At 55.0% G+C, this 17,774-nt stretch carries 15 protein-coding genes; 8 read left to right on the top strand and 7 right to left on the bottom strand.

Annotation, left to right across the window (positions count from 1 at the left end):
* The first annotated feature begins 105 nt into the window (after nucleotides 1–105).
* The 5 genes from MIM_RS19335 to MIM_RS19315 all read left to right on the top strand — a co-directional run bounded on the left by MIM_RS19335 (nucleotide 106) and on the right by MIM_RS19315 (nucleotide 7,592).
* Nucleotides 106–1,812 (top strand): GMC family oxidoreductase, encoded by a 1,707-nt coding sequence (locus MIM_RS19335; protein WP_025374410.1) that lies wholly within the window; start codon nucleotides 106–108, stop codon nucleotides 1,810–1,812.
* Between the two features lie 96 nt (nucleotides 1,813–1,908).
* Nucleotides 1,909–3,237 carry an MFS transporter gene (locus MIM_RS19330; protein ID WP_025374409.1) on the top strand — a complete coding sequence of 443 codons (1,329 nt, stop codon included), beginning with the start codon at nucleotides 1,909–1,911 and terminating at the stop codon, nucleotides 3,235–3,237.
* A 386-nt stretch (nucleotides 3,238–3,623) separates the two neighbouring features.
* Nucleotides 3,624–5,462, top strand: coding sequence for a phosphoenolpyruvate carboxykinase (GTP) (locus MIM_RS19325; RefSeq protein WP_025374408.1), 1,839 nt, complete (start codon nucleotides 3,624–3,626; stop codon nucleotides 5,460–5,462).
* 223 nt (nucleotides 5,463–5,685) lie between these two features.
* Complete coding sequence (locus tag MIM_RS19320) at nucleotides 5,686–6,138, top strand: MarR family winged helix-turn-helix transcriptional regulator (RefSeq protein WP_025374407.1); 453 nt, start codon at nucleotides 5,686–5,688, stop codon at nucleotides 6,136–6,138.
* A gap of 137 nt (nucleotides 6,139–6,275) precedes the next feature.
* Nucleotides 6,276–7,592: an MFS transporter gene (locus MIM_RS19315; RefSeq protein ID WP_025374406.1), complete on the top strand. Its 1,317-nt coding sequence runs from the start codon at nucleotides 6,276–6,278 to the stop codon at nucleotides 7,590–7,592.
* Here the strand turns inward: MIM_RS19315 and MIM_RS19310 are convergent.
* From MIM_RS19310 to MIM_RS19300, 3 genes are all read right to left on the bottom strand, one after another.
* Nucleotides 7,580–8,083, bottom strand: coding sequence for a DUF2938 family protein (locus tag MIM_RS19310; protein WP_025374405.1), 504 nt, complete (start codon nucleotides 8,081–8,083; stop codon nucleotides 7,580–7,582). The genes MIM_RS19315 and MIM_RS19310 overlap by 13 nt on opposite strands.
* Nucleotides 8,084–8,176: 93 nt before the next feature.
* Entirely contained in the window at nucleotides 8,177–8,713 is a 537-nt protein-coding gene (locus MIM_RS19305) for an META domain-containing protein (protein WP_025374404.1), read from the bottom strand.
* A 551-nt stretch (nucleotides 8,714–9,264) separates the two neighbouring features.
* Nucleotides 9,265–10,044 (bottom strand): class I SAM-dependent methyltransferase, encoded by a 780-nt coding sequence (locus MIM_RS19300; RefSeq protein WP_025374403.1) that lies wholly within the window; start codon nucleotides 10,042–10,044, stop codon nucleotides 9,265–9,267.
* A gap of 148 nt (nucleotides 10,045–10,192) precedes the next feature.
* On the opposite strand from MIM_RS19300, the gene MIM_RS19295 reads away from it, so the two are divergent.
* The gene (locus MIM_RS19295) at nucleotides 10,193–10,711 is read left to right on the top strand and encodes a HugZ family pyridoxamine 5'-phosphate oxidase (protein WP_025374402.1); all 519 of its coding nucleotides are present in this window, start codon (nucleotides 10,193–10,195) and stop codon (nucleotides 10,709–10,711) included.
* Between the two features lie 97 nt (nucleotides 10,712–10,808).
* On the opposite strand, the gene MIM_RS19290 is transcribed toward MIM_RS19295, so the two are convergent.
* Nucleotides 10,809–12,170, bottom strand: coding sequence for an alanine/glycine:cation symporter family protein (locus MIM_RS19290; protein WP_025374401.1), 1,362 nt, complete (start codon nucleotides 12,168–12,170; stop codon nucleotides 10,809–10,811).
* 265 nt (nucleotides 12,171–12,435) lie between these two features.
* On the opposite strand from MIM_RS19290, the gene MIM_RS19285 reads away from it, so the two are divergent.
* Both MIM_RS19285 and MIM_RS19280 read left to right on the top strand, forming a co-directional pair.
* The gene (locus MIM_RS19285) at nucleotides 12,436–13,422 is read left to right on the top strand and encodes a metal ABC transporter substrate-binding protein (protein WP_025374400.1); all 987 of its coding nucleotides are present in this window, start codon (nucleotides 12,436–12,438) and stop codon (nucleotides 13,420–13,422) included.
* A 117-nt stretch (nucleotides 13,423–13,539) separates the two neighbouring features.
* Complete coding sequence (locus tag MIM_RS19280) at nucleotides 13,540–13,965, top strand: single-stranded DNA-binding protein (RefSeq protein WP_025374399.1); 426 nt, start codon at nucleotides 13,540–13,542, stop codon at nucleotides 13,963–13,965.
* Nucleotides 13,966–14,052: 87 nt separating this feature from the next.
* Here MIM_RS19280 and MIM_RS19275 read toward each other — a convergent pair whose 3' ends face one another.
* The 3 genes from MIM_RS19275 to hmpA all read right to left on the bottom strand — a co-directional run bounded on the left by MIM_RS19275 (nucleotide 14,053) and on the right by hmpA (nucleotide 17,761).
* Nucleotides 14,053–15,471: an amino acid permease gene (locus MIM_RS19275; RefSeq protein ID WP_144084691.1), complete on the bottom strand. Its 1,419-nt coding sequence runs from the start codon at nucleotides 15,469–15,471 to the stop codon at nucleotides 14,053–14,055.
* Nucleotides 15,472–15,710: 239 nt separating this feature from the next.
* Complete coding sequence (locus tag MIM_RS19270) at nucleotides 15,711–16,331, bottom strand: trimeric intracellular cation channel family protein (protein WP_025374397.1); 621 nt, start codon at nucleotides 16,329–16,331, stop codon at nucleotides 15,711–15,713.
* Between the two features lie 206 nt (nucleotides 16,332–16,537).
* Nucleotides 16,538–17,761 carry an NO-inducible flavohemoprotein gene (gene hmpA / locus MIM_RS19265; protein ID WP_025374396.1) on the bottom strand — a complete coding sequence of 408 codons (1,224 nt, stop codon included), beginning with the start codon at nucleotides 17,759–17,761 and terminating at the stop codon, nucleotides 16,538–16,540.
* Nucleotides 17,762–17,774 lie beyond the last annotated feature (13 nt).

Genomic DNA, 17,774 nt, shown 5'->3' with positions numbered 1-17,774 from the left:
GTTATCGTTTCAAAATTGAAATGATTGGTGTATACCCCTAAAAAATATCGGCTCGTCAGACGCACACTTGACCCATCAAATCAAAATAAAACAGGTGGACAAGAGATGCTGGAGAGTGTGGATTATGTAGTGGTCGGCGGCGGTTCAGCCGGGTGTGTGATGGCTAACCGACTGAGCGAGAACGGCAAATATTCCGTGTGTCTGCTTGAGGCAGGGCCGGCGGATCGCAATTTGTGGATTCATATTCCTATCGGTTACGGCAAGACCATGTTCAACCCGCGATTGAACTGGGGCTTTTATACCGACCCTGATCATAATATGCTGGATCGCAGGATTTACTGGCCAAGAGGCAAAACCCTGGGAGGCAGCAGCTCCATCAATGGTCTGATCTACATCCGGGGACAGAAAGAGGATTATGATCACTGGGAAGCGCTGGGCAACCCGGGGTGGAGCTGGGAGGCCTGCCTGCCGTATTTTCGTAAACTCGAAAACAATGATCTAGGCGCCGGTCCGACGCATGGTACCGAGGGACCGCTGAATGCAACGTCCATTCCGAAACGGCACGAATTGGTGGATGCGCTGATCGGTGCTGCCAACAGTCTTGGCATACCCACGCGCAAGGATTTCAATACGGGCGACCAGCGTGGCGTTGGCTACTACCAACTGACGACCCGCAATGGACGGCGCTGTTCTACGGCGGTCGCTTATCTGAACCCGGCAAGGCAACGCCCGAACCTGCGCATTGAAACCGAAGCGCAAGCCATGAAAATTCTGTTTCGTGGAAAAAAAGCGACGGGAGTCCAGTATCGTCAGCACGGAAAAATCAAGACCTTAAACGTGAACCGCGAAGTGATCCTGTGCTCGGGCGCCTTGCAGTCTCCGCAATTATTGCAATTGTCGGGAATTGGCAATCCGGACCATCTGAGTCCGCTGGGTATTCCAGTGGTACATACGCTCAACGGCGTAGGCGAGAATCTTCAGGATCATTTGCAGTTTAGGCTGATCTATGAAGTGAACAAGCCGATTACCACCAACGATCTGCTGCGCAGCTGGAGTGGCAGGGCAAAGATGGGGCTGCAATGGGCACTGTTGCGCGGCGGCCCGCTGGCCATCGGCATCAATCAGGGGGCCCTGTTCTGCAATGCCTTGTCCGAGTCCGATGCGCGACCGGATGTGCAGTTTCATTTTGGCACGCTGTCGGCCGATATGGCCGGTGGCCAGGTCCACGACTTTTCAGGTTGCACATTTTCCGTGTGTCAGTTACGCCCCGAGTCGCGCGGTTACCTGCGTATTCGCTCAACCGACCCGTTCGAGGCGCCCGCGATGCAACCCAATTACCTGTCAACCGATCTGGATCGCCGCACGGCGATTGCCGGCGTGCGCTTAACCAGAAAGCTCGCTGATGCGCCGCCGCTGCAGTCCCTGATGAAGGGTGAGGTGAAACCTGGTCGCGATGTGCGCAGTGATGACGAAATTCTGCATTTCTGTCGGGAGAACGGCGCCACTATTTTTCACCCATCGGGCACCGCGAAGATGGGACCTGCAGATGACCCGATGGCCGTGGTCGATCATCGGCTGGCTGTTCGGGGCTTGCAGGGACTGCGCGTGGTCGATGCATCGATCATGCCTGCGCTGGTGTCTGGTAATACGAATGTGCCGGTGGTCATGGTCGCTGAAAGAGCTGCGGCGTTTGTGCTTGAGGATGCACAGGCGGGAGAGCATGCTTTTGGCGTCGAAGTGCCGGCTCTGGCCGGTCTGAAGGAGGGTTCGGTTGAACATCCCACGGTAGCAGCAAGCCTGCAGGATGATTAGAAAAACGGCAGCACAGACGCAGCCACATGCCGTTGCACGTGGACGCGTCAGTTCGACATAAACGCTGTACATACATCAATACTTGGAGACAATATAATGAGTGACGAAAAAGGATTGCGCAGGGTTGTCGCGGCTTCTCTGGTGGGCGCGACCATTGAATGGTACGATTTTTTTCTGTATGGCGTGATTGCAGGTCTGGTGTTCAATCATCTGTACTTCCCCGGAGAAGATCCCTATATTGGCACATTGCTGGCTTACGCTACTTTTGCTGTGGGTTTTCTGGCCCGTCCTCTGGGCGGCATTATATTTGGTCATCTTGGCGATAAAGTCGGGCGCAAAAGTGCCCTGATCATGACACTGATGATCATGGGCGTTTCAACCGTTGCCATTGGCCTGATTCCTTCCTATCAAAGTATCGGCCTTTGGGCGCCTGCCTTATTGCTGTTCTTCCGCGTGTTGCAGGGTATTGGTCTTGGCGGAGAATGGGGTGGTGCGGTGCTGATGACCTATGAGTATGCGCCGCCGGAGAAAAAAGGGTTGTATGCATCGTTGCCGCAAATCGGCCTGTCGCTCGGATTGTGCCTGGCGTCTGGCGTGGTTGCCTTGCTGTCGCTGCTGCTGACGGACGAACAATTCATGAGCTGGGGCTGGCGTGTTGCGTTCCTGTTGTCCTCGCTGCTGGTCTTCGTGGGGATGTATATCCGGTTAGCCGTCAAGGAGAGTCCTGAATTTGCCCGGATCAAGGCGCAAAACGCAGAAAGCAGGATTCCCTTCGTGGAGATGATCAGAAATTACCCTATGAACATTCTCAAGGGGATGGGTGCGCGCTATATTGATGGCGTATTCTTTAACATCTTCGGTGTCTTCATTATCAGCTACCTGACCAAGAACCTGAATCTGTCGCGTACCGATGCGCTGACGGGTGTCATGATTGCTGCCGTCATCATGTGCGTGTTCATTCCGTATTTCGGAGCGATGTCAGACCGGCTGGGACGCACCCGTACCTATTTCTGGGGCTCGCTGATTACCGGTTTTTCTGCCATTCCGGCCTTCTGGCTGATGGTCAATTTCTCTGATAATGTATTTATCGTGTGGCTGTCTATCGTGATCCCCTTCGGTATCCTGTACGCCATGGTATATGGCCCGGAGGCCGCATTGTTCTGCGAACTGTTCGATACGCGAGTGAGGTATACAGGTATTTCATTTGTGTATCAGTTTTCCGGCATCTTTGCTTCGGGTATTACGCCGTTGATCGCGACGGCGTTGTTACGCGAGAATAATGGCCAGCCGTGGATGGTCGTGGGTTATACCGTCATCGTGGGTATCATTTCTGCGGTGAGTGCGGCTTCTATCAAAACAGTCAGGACCGACAGCAAGCATATCAAGGCGCGTTCTGCCGTTGCCGCCAGTGTGGTGGCACGTTGACATAGTGCTTATCTCATTGCGGCCCGCTTGCAGCAAAATCGCCACTTGCGGGCCGGCGTCACGATGCTGCATCGCAACATTAATTGGCCAATCATGCTATTTCAACCGTGATGAAATGATGTGCATGTGCAAAAAAATGACTTCACAAACGCAATGACGGTAAAGCTGCACCTGAACTCCTGAACGTAACACAGGCAACAAGTTGAAACGCGCAATCCGGAAAGCATACACATAATCGTCATGCGGTATTAGAATGATGCGTCATACCGGACTGCTTTTCACGCCCGTGCACTGACGGGTTCGGTCCGGCACTATGGGCATTGTTGCCAAAACGCCTTCAAACAAGGCGTTTTTGCATTTGCCAGAATAACGGAGACTAATACACTATGAATGCTGCTCGTCCTGAACCTTCACTTCAAATCAATGCGCCCGAATGGGTGCAGCATGCCGGCCTGAAAGCCTGGGTGGCACAAATCGCTGCGCTGACCCAGCCCGACCATATCGAATGGTGTGATGGCTCCGAGGAAGAATATGATCGCCTGTGTGCGTTGATGGTTCAGTCGGGCACCCTGCGCAAACTGAATCCGCAAAAGCGTCCGAACTCCTATCTGGCCTGGTCTGATCCCGATGATGTAGCCCGTGTGGAAGATCGCACATTTATCTGTTCTGAAAAAGAAGAAGATGCGGGCCCCACCAACAACTGGCAGGCGCCTGCGCAAATGCGCGAAACACTGGATGGCCTGTTCGATGGCTGCATGCGTGGCCGTACCATGTATGTGATTCCCTTTTCCATGGGGCCGCTGGGCTCGCCTATCGCTCACATTGGTGTTGAGTTGTCTGACTCCCCCTATGTGGCTGTCAATATGCGGCTGATGACCCGGATGGGACGCAAGGTGTATGAGGTCCTGGGAACGGACGGTGAGTTTGTTCCCTGCGTGCATTCGGTGGGTAGCCCGCTTGCAGCGGATCAGGCTGATGTTTCCTGGCCCTGCAACAAGACCAAATATATCGTGCATTTTCCAGAAACCCGCGAGATCTGGTCTTACGGTTCCGGCTATGGCGGCAATGCGTTGCTGGGCAAGAAATGCTTTGCCTTGCGGATTGCCTCGAATATGGGACGTGACGAAGGCTGGATGGCCGAGCATATGCTGATTCTGGGCGTGACATCACCCGAAGGCAGGAAAATGCACGTTGCGGCGGCGTTCCCGTCGGCTTGCGGTAAAACCAATTTCTCCATGATGATTCCGCCGGCGTCGCTGCCAGGCTGGAAAATCACCACAGTGGGTGACGATATCGCCTGGATCAAGCCGGGCGCGGATGGCCGCCTGTACGCGATCAACCCCGAAGCCGGCTATTTTGGCGTTGCGCCGGGTACCAATGAGAAAACCAACTATAACTGTATGGCTTCGCTGCGGGAAAACGTGCTGTTTACCAATGTCGCCCTGACTGATGACGGCGATGTGTGGTGGGAAGGCATGGGTCCTGCGCCCGAGCACCTGATTGACTGGCAGGGCAAGGACTGGACACCAGACTCGGGACGCAAGGCTGCTCATCCCAATGCCCGCTTTACCGTGGCCGCAACCCAGAACCCGGTCATTGATCCTGAATGGGACAACCCGGCAGGCGTGGCGATTGACGCGTTTCTGTTTGGCGGCCGGCGCTCCGACACCGTGCCGCTGGTGACCGAAGCTCGCAACTGGGTCGAAGGTGTTTACATGGCCGCGACAATGGGCTCTGAAACCACCGCCGCAGCGGCGGGTGCGCAGGGCGTGGTGCGCCGTGATCCGTTCGCCATGCTGCCGTTTTGCGGCTATAACATGAGCTCCTACTTCCAGCACTGGCTTAACCTGGGACAAAAGCTGGAGCAGTCTGGCGCCACACTGCCGCATATTTTCTGCGTGAACTGGTTCCAGACCGATGATGACGGCAAGTTCATCTGGCCGGGATTTGGCGAAAATATGCGTGTACTCAAGTGGATGCTGGAGCGCATCGATGGCACCGCCCAGGGTGCGGAAAATCTGTTCGGCGTTTCGCCGCGTTTTGAAGATATTACCTGGGATGGCCTGGCGTTTGATGCAGCACAGTTTAAGCGTATTACCACTATCGAGCAGGAACAGTGGCGGCGTGAGCTGGGTCTGCACGAGGAGCTGTTCACCAGGCTGCAGCAGCGTTTGCCCAAAGCGCTGGCAGACGTTCGCGAACGACTGGACAGCCAGGTGGCCTGACTGTCTATGTAGCGGCAGGGCGGCGACCTGATGGCGACCCTGTCATTCCTATCGTGATGCACGCCCGGTGCATCACGGGAGCATTCGTGACGACCTTCGCCCACGATGAGGGCAGCTGGCTTGTGACCGTCATTCAGTGTCGGAAATGCACAGAAAGACAAATGCCCGACAGAAAAGAAGGTTACCTGTGTAGTTTTCCTTTTTATCTGCTAGTATGGCACATATGGATAAGAAACCGTTGAGTCCCGAACAGGCGCGGGTATCAGAACTGGCTGCAGAGCTGCGCATTCTGATTTCCTCGTTTACACGTAAGCTGCGTGCCCAGGCCAGCGCGGGGGAGTTTACCCCTTCGCAGCGCTCGGTATTGTTGCGGCTGGAGCGCGACGGGCCCACCACGGTGACCGCCCTGGCGCGCGCCGAAGGGGTGAGGTCTCAATCGATGGGGGCGACGGTAGCCGGTCTGGAAGCGGCAGGCCATATCAAGGGTGCGCCCGATCCGGCCGATGGTCGTCAAACCATTCTGTCATTAACCCCCGGTTTTCTTACCATGATTCAGGCCAGTCGCGCCGCCAGGGAAGACTGGTTGCTGCGTGAGATTCACGCCTGCTACAACACAAAAGAACAGGAATCGCTGGCCAAAGCCATAGAGCTGCTCAAGCGACTCGTTAACCACTGACCGCAACTGCGGCGGCATTTTACGCGCAGCATCACCGCCGACGACCTCGTGTCGCCTGTCGTGCCCACTTGAGCGGGACGACGACCCCCGTATTTCGGCGTTTTTCACAATCTTTTTCGGCATCGTCGGAGGCAGTTGTGGCTACGATTAAAAGCGGCACGTTCAGATCTCTTGCCATTCGGAATTATCGAATCTGGGCAGGCGGCGCTATCGTGTCCAATATTGGTACATGGATGCAGCGTACTGCACAGGATTGGCTGGTCCTCACCCATTTGACGCAAAATAACGCCACTGCGGTGGGTATCGTGATGGCGCTGCAGTTTGGCCCCCAGATCTTTCTTCTGCCTGTGACCGGCATGGCTGCCGATTACATGGATAGACGCAAATTGTTGATTGCCACTCAGACCGCCATGGGATTGCTGGCGCTGGGTCTGGGGGTGTTAACGCTTACCGGCCTGGTGCAGTTATGGCATGTGTATGTCTTTGCGCTGTTGCTGGGCTGTGTCACGGCTTTTGATGCACCGGCCCGGCAAACCTTTGTGTCTGAACTGGTTGGCGATACCGATCTATCCAATGCAGTTGCCCTGAATTCGGCCTCGTTCAACGCAGCCCGCATGATTGGCCCCGCCGTTGCCGGCGTGCTCATAGCCGGCGTGGGTATCGGCTGGGTGTTTCTGATCAACGCCATCACATATCTGGCGGTGATTGCCTCACTATTGCATCTGAGAGTGCAGGATCTTAACCGAACCAAACGGGCACCGCGTACGGCCGGCAGCCTGGTCCAGGGGTTTCGTTATGTGTGGAGCCGGCCGGATTTGAAAGCGCTGTTCATGATGCTGTTTCTGATAGGGACATTCGGACTTAATTTTCCCATTTATATTTCGACCATGTCGGTGACTACGTTTCATGTGGGCGCTAACGAATACGGTTTGCTGTCGTCAACCATGGCCATTGGCTCGGTTAGCGGTGCGTTGCTGGCAGCGCGTCGTGCCCGTTCGCGTATTGCATATGTGTTGAGCGGCGCGGGTATTTTTGGTTTCGGCTGTGTGCTGGCTGCCGTCTCGCCTAATTATTGGTTTTTTGGCGTGGTGCTTGTGGTGTTGGGGATCGCGGCGCAGACGTTCAATACGACCGTGAACAGTACGGTGCAAATGTCCACCGACGCGGCCATGCGTGGGCGCGTGATGGCGATTTATATGGCGATTGCGCTGGGCGGCACGCTGATCGGCGCACCGATAGTCGGCTGGGTTGCCGATGCGTTTGGCCCGCGCTGGTCAATGGGCGTTGGGGCAGCGGCAGGCATACTGGCGATGCTGGTTGGCCTGCGCTATATGTTCAGGTATCGCGCGCTGGCCGTCAAACTGGTGCAGTACCGGGTGCACTTCAGTTTGGACGGACATGAGGTTCATCTGCGGGAACAGCGGCAACGCGAGGCACGTATTCAGGCAAGATAATCATAAAGTGCGATAGCGCTCACGTAGAGGGCAAAGCTGAACACAATGTGGTTAACGATCGTGCGCAGACGCATGCGTAGCGGGTCAGGTGTCTTGCGCGCCGCGAAACCCAGGCCCATGCCGGGCTGCATAACGAACCACGCGGCGCAGGTTGCCAGCAGCAGACCGATCAAAAATGGCGCGGCCAGGGTCGGATAGGTGGCGTTCTGGAAGAACCAGATGGCCTCAACCATGATGCCGTATACGATCCCGACCAGGTAATGCATGATCCAGCCGATCATCCGTTCGCCGCGTACTGGTATCGCGTCTGCAATATTGTTATGGCGGTAGACACCGGTTCTCATATGGGCGAACCATCTGCCAGCCAGGCCCCAATTGGCGGGTGCGGCGTCATAGGCGCGTTTGGCGACCAGCGCCCAGATATCCAGAATGAGGGTTGCGGCAAATCCGATAATAATGCCGTGTAGAAAAAGCGCCAGAATGCTGTACATGAAAAACTCTGCTGCGGTGAAGGTAGATAAAAAAGAAAGGGTACAAGCCGTGATCATATGCTGCGCCCGAAGCGGACTCAGCATACAGACCGATTATTGTAGGGCGACAGCGTTGAATCCCGCCACAATATCCCCGGTGGCGTCCAGCATATCCATATGCTCACCGCGGATAGTGAACCGCGTGACGGTAAGCAGGGCTTTCAAAAACTGTGTTTCCACTTCCATACCCTCGCGACAGGCCATCCTGGTACCAGCCACGTTGTTGATTTTCAACTGGTCGTTTTTGTTTTCGAACACACCCATCATGCGATTGCAGCCGCTGCTGCCCGAAAGCCGGTTGTCGTCGGAGGCGAACACAATATGCGCTTCGCGCTGCTGGGCATGTGCCACTACCGGCTTGCCATGAAGGGAGACCAGCTTCCAGTAGGTATTGCGCAGGGGGCTGTCTGGTGTGCTATTTGCCTGCATTACCTGTAGCCGGGCGTCGAATGTGGCGTTGGGTGGTGTGGCGATACGCTCGCGGTACATTGCAGTACCCTGAAGCGAGGTGGCGCCTGCGCTTGCGCTGCCAATGCACGTTATCGCCAGCGCTATAGGCAGCAGTAGCGGACGAAAAAAAACCTGATTCATGTCGTTATCCTGTAGGACGCTGTCAATTTTGATCATCATAACCGGCGATGTAGGCCAGCACAACGTGGCGACGGCAGGTATTCGGAGCGTGGCAAAGCGATGGGTTTGCCCGGACAACGCCGCCCACCTGGCCATGTCACAGCGAAGCGCACGGTGCCCGTGTTTTGTGCATTTTCCTAGGGTTTGTACTAATAAAGGGCATTTTTGTCCTGATTATTCAATGATTTACCCGAGTTCCTTCTTGTGCGAACTGGCACGCTATTTGCTGTATATCCTGTGAGAGGTTTGGCAGTCAGCGCTTTTTCTCCCTGCCGCGACCGCTCGAATCTATGTATTTTTCTTTTTTTAAGGGGTATCAATATGCACCGCAATCATTTCTACAGCGATATGCTCGACTCTGTTCTGGACAGGATCTGCCATGCCGTCGCACTGCTGGAAACAATGAAGGGCGGCCAAAGGGAAACATACTGGGATTGAGAGCGAGACAAGGATCGCCATCGCCTGATAGACGATGGCGGTTCATAAAACAGCCATAAAGCAGTGCCCTGGTCTTACCGTTTAACTGCGCAATAGGCCAGGGTTTCATAGGGAAAGGTCACCTGCTGTTGATTTTTCAATGCAGGTGTCTTTTCAATCAGCGCGAGAATATCGTTCCTGACCTGTTCCTTCTGCGCCGGCGGCAATGCGGCGATGAAACTGGTGGACAGGCTTCTATTGATCACCACTGTGTCCAGTGTGCCGGTATGGCCGTGGGCAAAACGCGAAGCCTGCAGCGGTCCGAACCCCGCATGGGGGAAAACGTCGCGCCACTTGCCGGAATGAAAGCGCGGCGCATCGCCTTCGTAGGCGTTCACAATATTGTCCAATTGCTTCACCCACATCTGTTGTGTATCCCGTTTGTTCCACACCAGACCAAGCCGTCCGCCCGGCCGCAGCACGCGGTGGATTTCATCCAGCGCCTGGCTGGTGGCAAACCAGTGAAATGCCTGGGCGCACACCAGTACATCCACCGATTCATCTGCCAGTGGGAGCGCTTCTGCAGAGCCTTCCAGAATCGTTGCGCCTGGTGCATAGGCGGACAATTGGTCGCGCATGGACGCCACCGGCTCGATCGCGATCACCCGGGCGCCGGTCTGCTGCAGGTATCTGGTAAACTTCCCGGTACCGGCGCCAAGGTCCACCACAGTGGTATGTGCATCAATACCTAGTGTCCCGGTCAGCCAGGCCGTTATTTGCGGCGGGTAATCCGGGCGTCCCTGAGCATAGGTGTCTGCCGCCAGGCTATACCCCTGGTCTGCTGCATGGTGAATGGGTTTGGCTGAGTCGGCCATCGTTGCTCTCCGGGAAGTAGTGGTATGGCAGTGGCATGGAGATCATCACTGCCAGGATATTGCTGCCGTGCTTGTATGATCATACCCGCTAAACCCGACAGATCTCTGAAGTGCCCGGTATCATCAATAGAACAGCATGGAATCACCAATGAATAGCAACACGGATATGGCAGCGCTCACTGGCGAGATCGATCGTTTGCAGCACGAGTGCCTGAGCCTGATCATGGCAACCACCAGCGCATCGCATACACCCGCTGCCAGTTATGCCCCGTTTGTGCATATGGACGGCAACTTCTACATTCTGGTGTCGGGCCTTGCCATTCATGGCGTTAACCTGAAAGCGCAACCTGAACTGGATATTCTATTGATTGAAGACGAAAGCCGCGCGCGCAATATTTATGCGCGATTGCGTTTGAATTACCGGGCAATGGCGAGTGCAGTGGATAAGGATTCAGATGAATATGGCAAGGCAATCGCCCTGCTGACCGAGCGTGCAGGGAAAACGGTTAGCCTGCTTGCGACACTGGACGATTTCACACTATTTCGGCTGACACCGACGCGTGGTACGCTGGTGCAGGGTTTTGGGAAAGCCTTTGTATTTGATCCGGCCGATCTGACTGGTGGCGCGGTGCAATTGAACGAGAAGAATATCGGCGACTATCGCTGAAGGGCGGTAACCCGAGGGTGTGTGCCACACCGGGAGAACGGTGTGGCAGGCAGCGCAGCCGTCATGTTTAACGACAGCACCACCGGTCTATATCGTATTAGGGCAGTTCGCCACTTTTGCGTTTCGCCACAAAGTCGCGGGTTTCCTTAACGATCACGCCCGAGAGCAGAACCAGGGCGATCAGGTTGGGCACTGCCATCAGACCATTGAAGGTATCGGCAGCGGCCCACACCAGATCCAGGCTGGCAATGGTGCCAATCATCACACTGGCCACGTAGATAATACGATACGGCAGTACAAACCACTCGCCCAGCAGATAGGACGCGCATTTTTCACCGTAATAGCACCAACCCAGAATGGTGGAGTAGGCAAAGAAGACCAGCCCGACGGTGACGATCCAGCCGCCAGGGCCAGGCAACAACTGATTGAACGTCTGAGTAGTGAGTGCTGCACCGGTCTCGCCATTGGTATAAATACCGCCCATCACCAGCACCAGGCCGGTAATGCTGCACACCACGATGGTGTCCAGGAACGTACCTGTCATGGAGACGAGAGCCTGGCGTACCGGATGGTCGGTTTTTGCAGCGGCAGCGGCAATGGGTGCGCTACCCATCCCGGCTTCATTTGAAAACACGCCACGCGCGACACCATAGCGGATGACGGTGCCAATGGCGCCCCCGGCAACGGCTTCACCACTAAAAGCATCACGAAAGATCGTGGCAAAGGCAGGGCCCAGCAGATCCAGATGCATGAAAATAATGACCAGACCGCCAACGACATAGAAAATGGCCATGAAGGGCACAATAAATGATGAGGCAATGGCAATGCTTTTGATGCCGCCCAGAATCACGATCGCGGTAAAGACCGTTAGGACGATGCCGGTCGTCATGGGATCAATGCCGAAGCTGGCCTGGATGGAATGGGCCACCGAGTTCGATTGCACTGAACTGCCGATACCGAAAGAGGCCAGGGTGCCGAACAGCGCGAACAGAATGGCCAGCCATTTCCAGTTCAGGCCGCGTTCAATGTAATACATTGGGCCGCCGGACATCTCACCGCGCTCATTGACGATCCTGTATTTGACCGCCAGTACGCCTTCGCCGAATTTGGTGGCCATACCGAAAATGGCGGTGATCCACATCCAGAACACAGCGCCGGGACCGCCCAGCACGACGGCTGTTGCCACGCCGGCAATATTACCGGTACCGATGGTGGCAGACAGTGCGGTCATGAGTGCGCCAAAATGAGAAATATCGCCCTGATTATCGCTGCCATCGCGGTTTTTTGCATGTGGCGTAAACGCCTGCTTTAGTGCAAAGGGCAGCATGGTAAATTGCAGAAACGCCAGTCGAAGGGATAGATAGATACCGGTACCTACCAGGAACACCAGCATGACGGGCCCCCACACCCAACCGCCGACGGTATCAAAAAATGTTTTCAGTACGTCTAAATACTGCATCGTACTTTACTCCTTTTGCTTATTTATTGAATCAATTATTAGCGAAGGCTTCTCCTTACCTTCACAGGCTCAAGAATACCCGATTCTTTTTGTACAGAAAAGAGCACGGAAGTGCTGGTCTTGGCAACGTTAAATACTGAATTTATTGACGATATATTTGTTATGTTATAACATCACTGTAATTGCATACCCTATTTCCTATTCATTTCTACCGTGCGAAGCCGCGCGGCTCCCATTCTCATTCAGAGGTTTTCACGTGCACAGTGTGTTCAAGCAGCTTTTTATTTCCAGTGCTATTGGCATGGCTTTAACGGGAGGCGCCAGCGCCGCGCCGTTGAATGTCGTGGCCAGCTTTTCAATTATTGAGGATTTCGCCCGCGAGGTGGGTGGGGATCGTGTCACGGTCAAGTCCATCGTTCCCGTCAACGGCGATGCGCATGCTTACGAGCCCAAGCCGGCCGACGTGATCGCGTTCAAGCGCGCTGATCTGGTGCTGGTTAACGGTCTGCAGTTCGATACGTTTATGCAACGGCTGGCCAAGTCCAGCGAGACCAAGGCCCCGGTGATAGAGGTGACCAGAGGGATTGAACCCCTGAAAAACGCTGAGGAAGAACATGGGCACGATCACGAAGATCACGACCATGGGCATGGGGAACACGGTCACGACCACGATCATGCAGAGGGTCATGATGACCATGGACACGAAGGACATGATCATGGCGAGTTTGACCCCCATGCATGGCAGTCTGTGCCCAATGCCGTTATCTATGTAAAAAATATTGCGGATGCCTTATGCAAGGCAGACAGCGCCGGCTGCGAGACATACAAGGCGAATGCCAGTGCGTATACGCAAAAGTTGCAAGCACTGAATGAATCGGTCAAAGCGGCGTTCTCTGCATTATCCAAAGATCAACGCACACTGATTACGTCGCATGATGCCTTCGGTTATCTGGGCGCGACCTACGGCCTGACGTTGCTGGCGCCCGAGGGCACGTCTTCGGCAACAGAAGCGACGGCCGCAGATGTCGCTGCGATTATCCGTCAGATCCGGGAAGACAAAGGATCTGCTGTGTTTGTGGAAAATATCAGCAACCCGGCACTGATCAGGCAAATTGCCTCGGAAGCCAATGTGGCCGTGGGGGGTAAATTATATTCGGATGCACTGTCCGGACCGGATGAACCAGCCTCAACCTACTTGAAGATGATGCAATACAACGTGGATACCATTACCAAGGCTATCCTGAAGAAATAGGGTAGGCAGGCGGGGCTTGCGGGCAGGCGGGCTGCGCCCGACAAACCCTGAACCGGTAGTTAAACAGGCGGGGGCGGCGCAGGGTCGCCCTTGTGCTTTGAACACATGGAGCGCGCGATGCGACAATATCTTAATGAAATGACTGTGCAGGGTGACCTGGTCGCCGATCCATGCCTGCGCTATTTTCCGGATGGCCTGGCTGTGTTGCGCATCGCAGTTGAAACCTGCAGTGAGCAACGAGATCAATACACAAATGAAATAACCCTGTGTAAGGAACAGCATAATGCTGTGTTGTATGGCATTCTGGCGGAACAGGTGGCCTGGTCCATGCGCCAGGGAGATGCGTTGTGGCTAAGCGGCCCGCTGCATCACCGGTATTTTCGGGATGCCATGACCGGCCGCAATGGAGCGGTTTGTGAGATTGAAGTAAGGCAGGTCAATATGTTGCGGGTCAGACAAAATGATCGCATGCCGCTGTCTGCCATCTGCAAGGATTGGTTATTTAACAACGCCGTTTCCCAAACCTGCACCCGGTCTGCATAAGTAAAAGTAAAGACCGCGGTTCAGAAGAGACCTGGGATCAAGCAAGGCATCACCTGGTAGCGGCCCCGTGCATGATCCCGGTATGCATTAGCGTTCCAGTACCCGGCGGGTGACGACGGGTTCAAATGTCTTTTGTTTGCGCCAGAATCTGGATAGCAGAAAACCAAGTGCGCAAATGATCAGGCTGATCAGCCCGAACCAGAACGCCTTTTTCTGCTCAGGTAAAAAGGCCATGGCGCCCAGGATGCTGAGCATACCCGCAATGGCCAGATAGCTCAGATAAGGGAAGCACCACATGCGAACCCGGATTCTTTCGGGGCAGTTCTGTTCCATTCTGCGGCGCAACCGGATGTGCGAGATGGCAATCAGAATATAGACCACCAGCGCCACCGTGCCGTAAGACTCCACCAGAAACGGGAAGATGCCGTCAGGCGAGTAGTACGACACGACGATGGCGGCGTAGCCGAACAGCGTGGAAAAAATAATGGCTCGAATGGGCACGCCGTTTTCTGATACGCTGGCCAGTGCCTGTGGCGCATCGCCATTGCGTGTGAGCGCGAAGATCATACGAGAAGCGGCATATAGACCTGAATTCAGGCATGAAAGCACTGCCACCAGGATGACCGCATTCATAATGTGCGGCGCATAGGGGATCTGCATGACCTGCAATGCGCTGACATAAGGGGTGGAAATGGCCTCTGAATTCCAGGGTACCAGGCAGACAACGAAAAATATCGAACCAACGTAGAAGAACAGCACCCGGCTGATGACCGAATTGGTTGCCCTGGCCACGGATTTGGCCGGGTCGGCGGTTTCTGCGGCAGCAATGGTGACAATCTCGGCGCCGAAGTAAAAGCCTGTCGCGGCGACGGCACCGGACAGCACGGGCCCCCAGCCATTGGGCATAAAGCCGCCGTGATTGAGCATTTCGCCCAGACCTGCCGCCTGATGGTTGGGCCACATGCCCAGCAGGTACACTCCGCTAAGAAACAGAAACACGACAATGGCGGCGACCTTGATAGAGGAGAACCAGAATTCAAATTCTCCGTAGGATTTGACCGAGAACAGATTGGTGATGGTAAGGACCGCCATCAGCGTGAGACTGATTTCCCAGGAAGGAATATTGGGCAGCCAGAATTGGATAAGTTTGGCGCCCGCGATGGCTTCGATGGCGACGACAATGACCCAGAAATACCAGTACATCCAGCCGGTCATGAAGCCGGCAAATTCAGCCTTGCCAGGCTGTTCACGAAAAGCACTGCGGGCGTATTCGTAGAACGACCCGACAACCGGCAGCGAGGATGCCATTTCGCCCAGCATACGCATGACCAGAATGATCAGGATGCCGGTAATCAGAAAGGAAATAAGCGCCGCCGGGCCGGCATTTTTTACAACGACCGAACTGCCGACAAAAAGCCCTGCGCCAATCACGCCGCCGAGTGCGATCATTGACATATGCCGCGGCTTTAACGAGTGTTGCAACTGGTTTTTACTATCAATATTCATCAATTGTCTCCTGTATATCGCTTATTGTTTTTGCTTTTGGGAGACGAATGTACCGTTAATACCGCTGTACATACAGAGCCAGTTGACCGTAATCGATGGGTCCACGCAGGGGCAATACCAGTGCGGGTTAGGGTATTTCCTAGGGAGAAAAAAGGGGCAGGTTATCTGCCAGCCACCCGGACTGATCGGCGGTCGGGGCGTGGGCTGTTTATCGAATACGGTGTCGTGCACCGCAACGGTCAGTGTCCATCGCGGTTGTAGATGAACGTGGGCATATTCCACTTAAACCGCAGAGCCAGCATACGTAAGGTCAGGCCCGCGAGCAGCGCAATGGCCATGACCAGCTCATGATTAATATTAAGACGCAGGCCGGCGACATAGAGCAGGCCGGTCACGATAGACACACTTGCGTATAGCTCACTGCGAAACAGGAGCGGAATATCGTTGCACAGGATATCGCGCAGGACACCACCCACGCAGCCGGTGAGCATGCCCGAGATGATGACCACCGTCAAAGGCAGCTCCAGCGCCAGTGCGACATTGCAGCCGATGATCGTAAAGACAACCAGGCCGATGGCATCCAGTAACAGGAAGAAGTGGTACAGGCGGTGCATAATGCGCGCCAATGCAATGGTTGCCAGCGCAGCCACAGATGTGATGATGAGGTAATGCGGATGGGCGACCCAGCTTAAGGGATGATGGTCCAGCACAATATCCCGTACTGATCCGCCGCCCAGTGCGGTAACGCAGCCCAGCAGGCAGACGCCGACCCAGTCCATATTGCGACGACCGGCAGCCAGTGCCGCCGTCATGGATTCGGCGACAATAGCGATGATGTACAGTACGGACAGAATAATCATATAACCCGGATGCGCTGCCGGGGCATACTGTACTCCGGCCTGTTGATGAAGTTATCTGATTATATCGCGGGTCGCACAAGTCGCTGAGATATACAGCAGGCAGGGGTGGCGGGCCTGCCATAACGCCAGATCCGAGACTGAGGTTGCGGCCGGACTACTGTTGCGGCATGCGTGGGCCACGCGAATCTGTCCGTGCAAAAACGATGTCAGGCAGCCAGCAGTTCGTCGGTCGGGCCGAAGAATTCATAATGAATCCGCTCTGCAGGTACGCCATTGGCGGCCAGCCCGTTAACAAACACCCGCATGAACTCCCGGGGTCCACAAATGTAATAGTCGGCATCCTGCACCGGTGTGTTGCTGGTTAGCCAGTCGAGTGAAATCATGCCGGATACGTCGTGGTTCTGGCCGGGCTGGTCGGCTGCGACCGGCTCACTATAAAAGGTTGATACCTTTGTATGGGCCCGTTTTTGCGCCAGTGTCTGCACATGCTGGCCCATGGCATGGGTCTGGCTGCTCATGGTGCTGTGCACGTAATGCACAGGTAATTGCGGGTGTTGCTGGTAGATGGTTTCAAGCATGCTGACCATAGGTGTCAGGCCTACACCGCCAGAGAGCAGGACCACCGGTCTTTCGGGGCTGTCGGGCAGATAAAAATCACCTGCCGGCGGAGTTATTTCAAGTGTGGTGCCAACCTGAACATGATCATGCATGAAGCGCGAACCTCCCTGGCTGTCTTCTTCGCGTTTGACCGAGATACGATAGTACTCGCCATTGGGGGCACAAGAAATAGAATAGTTGCGTTTGATACCGGCCTGTTCAGGTGCGTTGAAGCGGAATGTGATGTATTGGCCTGGCTTATGGCGAATCACCTTCCCGCCATCCGCTGGGCGCAAAATGATGGATGTAATGATGCTGCTTTCACGAATTTTTTCGCTAACCACAAATTGGCGCCAGCCGGTCCAGCCGCCGGGTGCCTGCTCGATAGCGTCGCGCAGGGCGCTTTCCCGGTTTTGCAAAATGCCCGCCAGGAACCAATAGGCCTGGCCCCAGGCATGAAGAATGTCATCGGTTGCTGCATCGCCCAGTACATCCTTGATCGCACCCAGCAGCGCGGTGGCAACATACGGATAGTGTTCAGGCAGGATGTGAAACCCCACATGTTTCTGGGCGATTCGTTCTACTGCCGGCAGTAATATGCCCAGATTGTCGATATTTTGCGCATACGCCAGGATCGCGCCAGCCAGCGCATGGATCTGCTGGCCATTGGCCTGATTGGCGTGATTGAACAGGTTACGGATATGTTCATCCTGGAACAGCCGATCATACATTTTCGAGGTAATGGCCGCGCCATGGGTCTGCAGGGCAGGGACGGTTGCCTGTATGGTATGGATTATTTCGGGAGTCAGGGCAGTAACGACGGGTTGAGACATGTGAAGAGCTCCT

The organism is Advenella mimigardefordensis DPN7 (assembly GCF_000521505.1).
Taxonomy (GTDB): domain Bacteria; phylum Pseudomonadota; class Gammaproteobacteria; order Burkholderiales; family Burkholderiaceae_B; genus Advenella; species Advenella mimigardefordensis.
This window is presented reverse-complemented; position numbering and strand designations above follow the sequence as displayed.

Coding starts and splice junctions, on each gene's coding strand:
- hmpA (WP_025374396.1), bottom strand. CDS start 17,761: ATGTCTCAACCCGTCGTTACTGCCCTGACTCCCGAAATAATCCATACC.
- MIM_RS19310 (WP_025374405.1), bottom strand. CDS start 8,083: ATGTACAGCATTCTGGCGCTTTTTCTACACGGCATTATTATCGGATTT.
- MIM_RS19305 (WP_025374404.1), bottom strand. CDS start 8,713: ATGAATCAGGTTTTTTTTCGTCCGCTACTGCTGCCTATAGCGCTGGCG.
- MIM_RS19275 (WP_144084691.1), bottom strand. CDS start 15,471: ATGAATATTGATAGTAAAAACCAGTTGCAACACTCGTTAAAGCCGCGG.
- MIM_RS19300 (WP_025374403.1), bottom strand. CDS start 10,044: ATGGCCGACTCAGCCAAACCCATTCACCATGCAGCAGACCAGGGGTAT.
- MIM_RS19270 (WP_025374397.1), bottom strand. CDS start 16,331: ATGATTATTCTGTCCGTACTGTACATCATCGCTATTGTCGCCGAATCC.
- MIM_RS19330 (WP_025374409.1), top strand. CDS start 1,909: ATGAGTGACGAAAAAGGATTGCGCAGGGTTGTCGCGGCTTCTCTGGTG.
- MIM_RS19335 (WP_025374410.1), top strand. CDS start 106: ATGCTGGAGAGTGTGGATTATGTAGTGGTCGGCGGCGGTTCAGCCGGG.
- MIM_RS19295 (WP_025374402.1), top strand. CDS start 10,193: ATGAATAGCAACACGGATATGGCAGCGCTCACTGGCGAGATCGATCGT.
- MIM_RS19325 (WP_025374408.1), top strand. CDS start 3,624: ATGAATGCTGCTCGTCCTGAACCTTCACTTCAAATCAATGCGCCCGAA.
- MIM_RS19320 (WP_025374407.1), top strand. CDS start 5,686: ATGGATAAGAAACCGTTGAGTCCCGAACAGGCGCGGGTATCAGAACTG.
- MIM_RS19280 (WP_025374399.1), top strand. CDS start 13,540: ATGCGACAATATCTTAATGAAATGACTGTGCAGGGTGACCTGGTCGCC.
- MIM_RS19290 (WP_025374401.1), bottom strand. CDS start 12,170: ATGCAGTATTTAGACGTACTGAAAACATTTTTTGATACCGTCGGCGGT.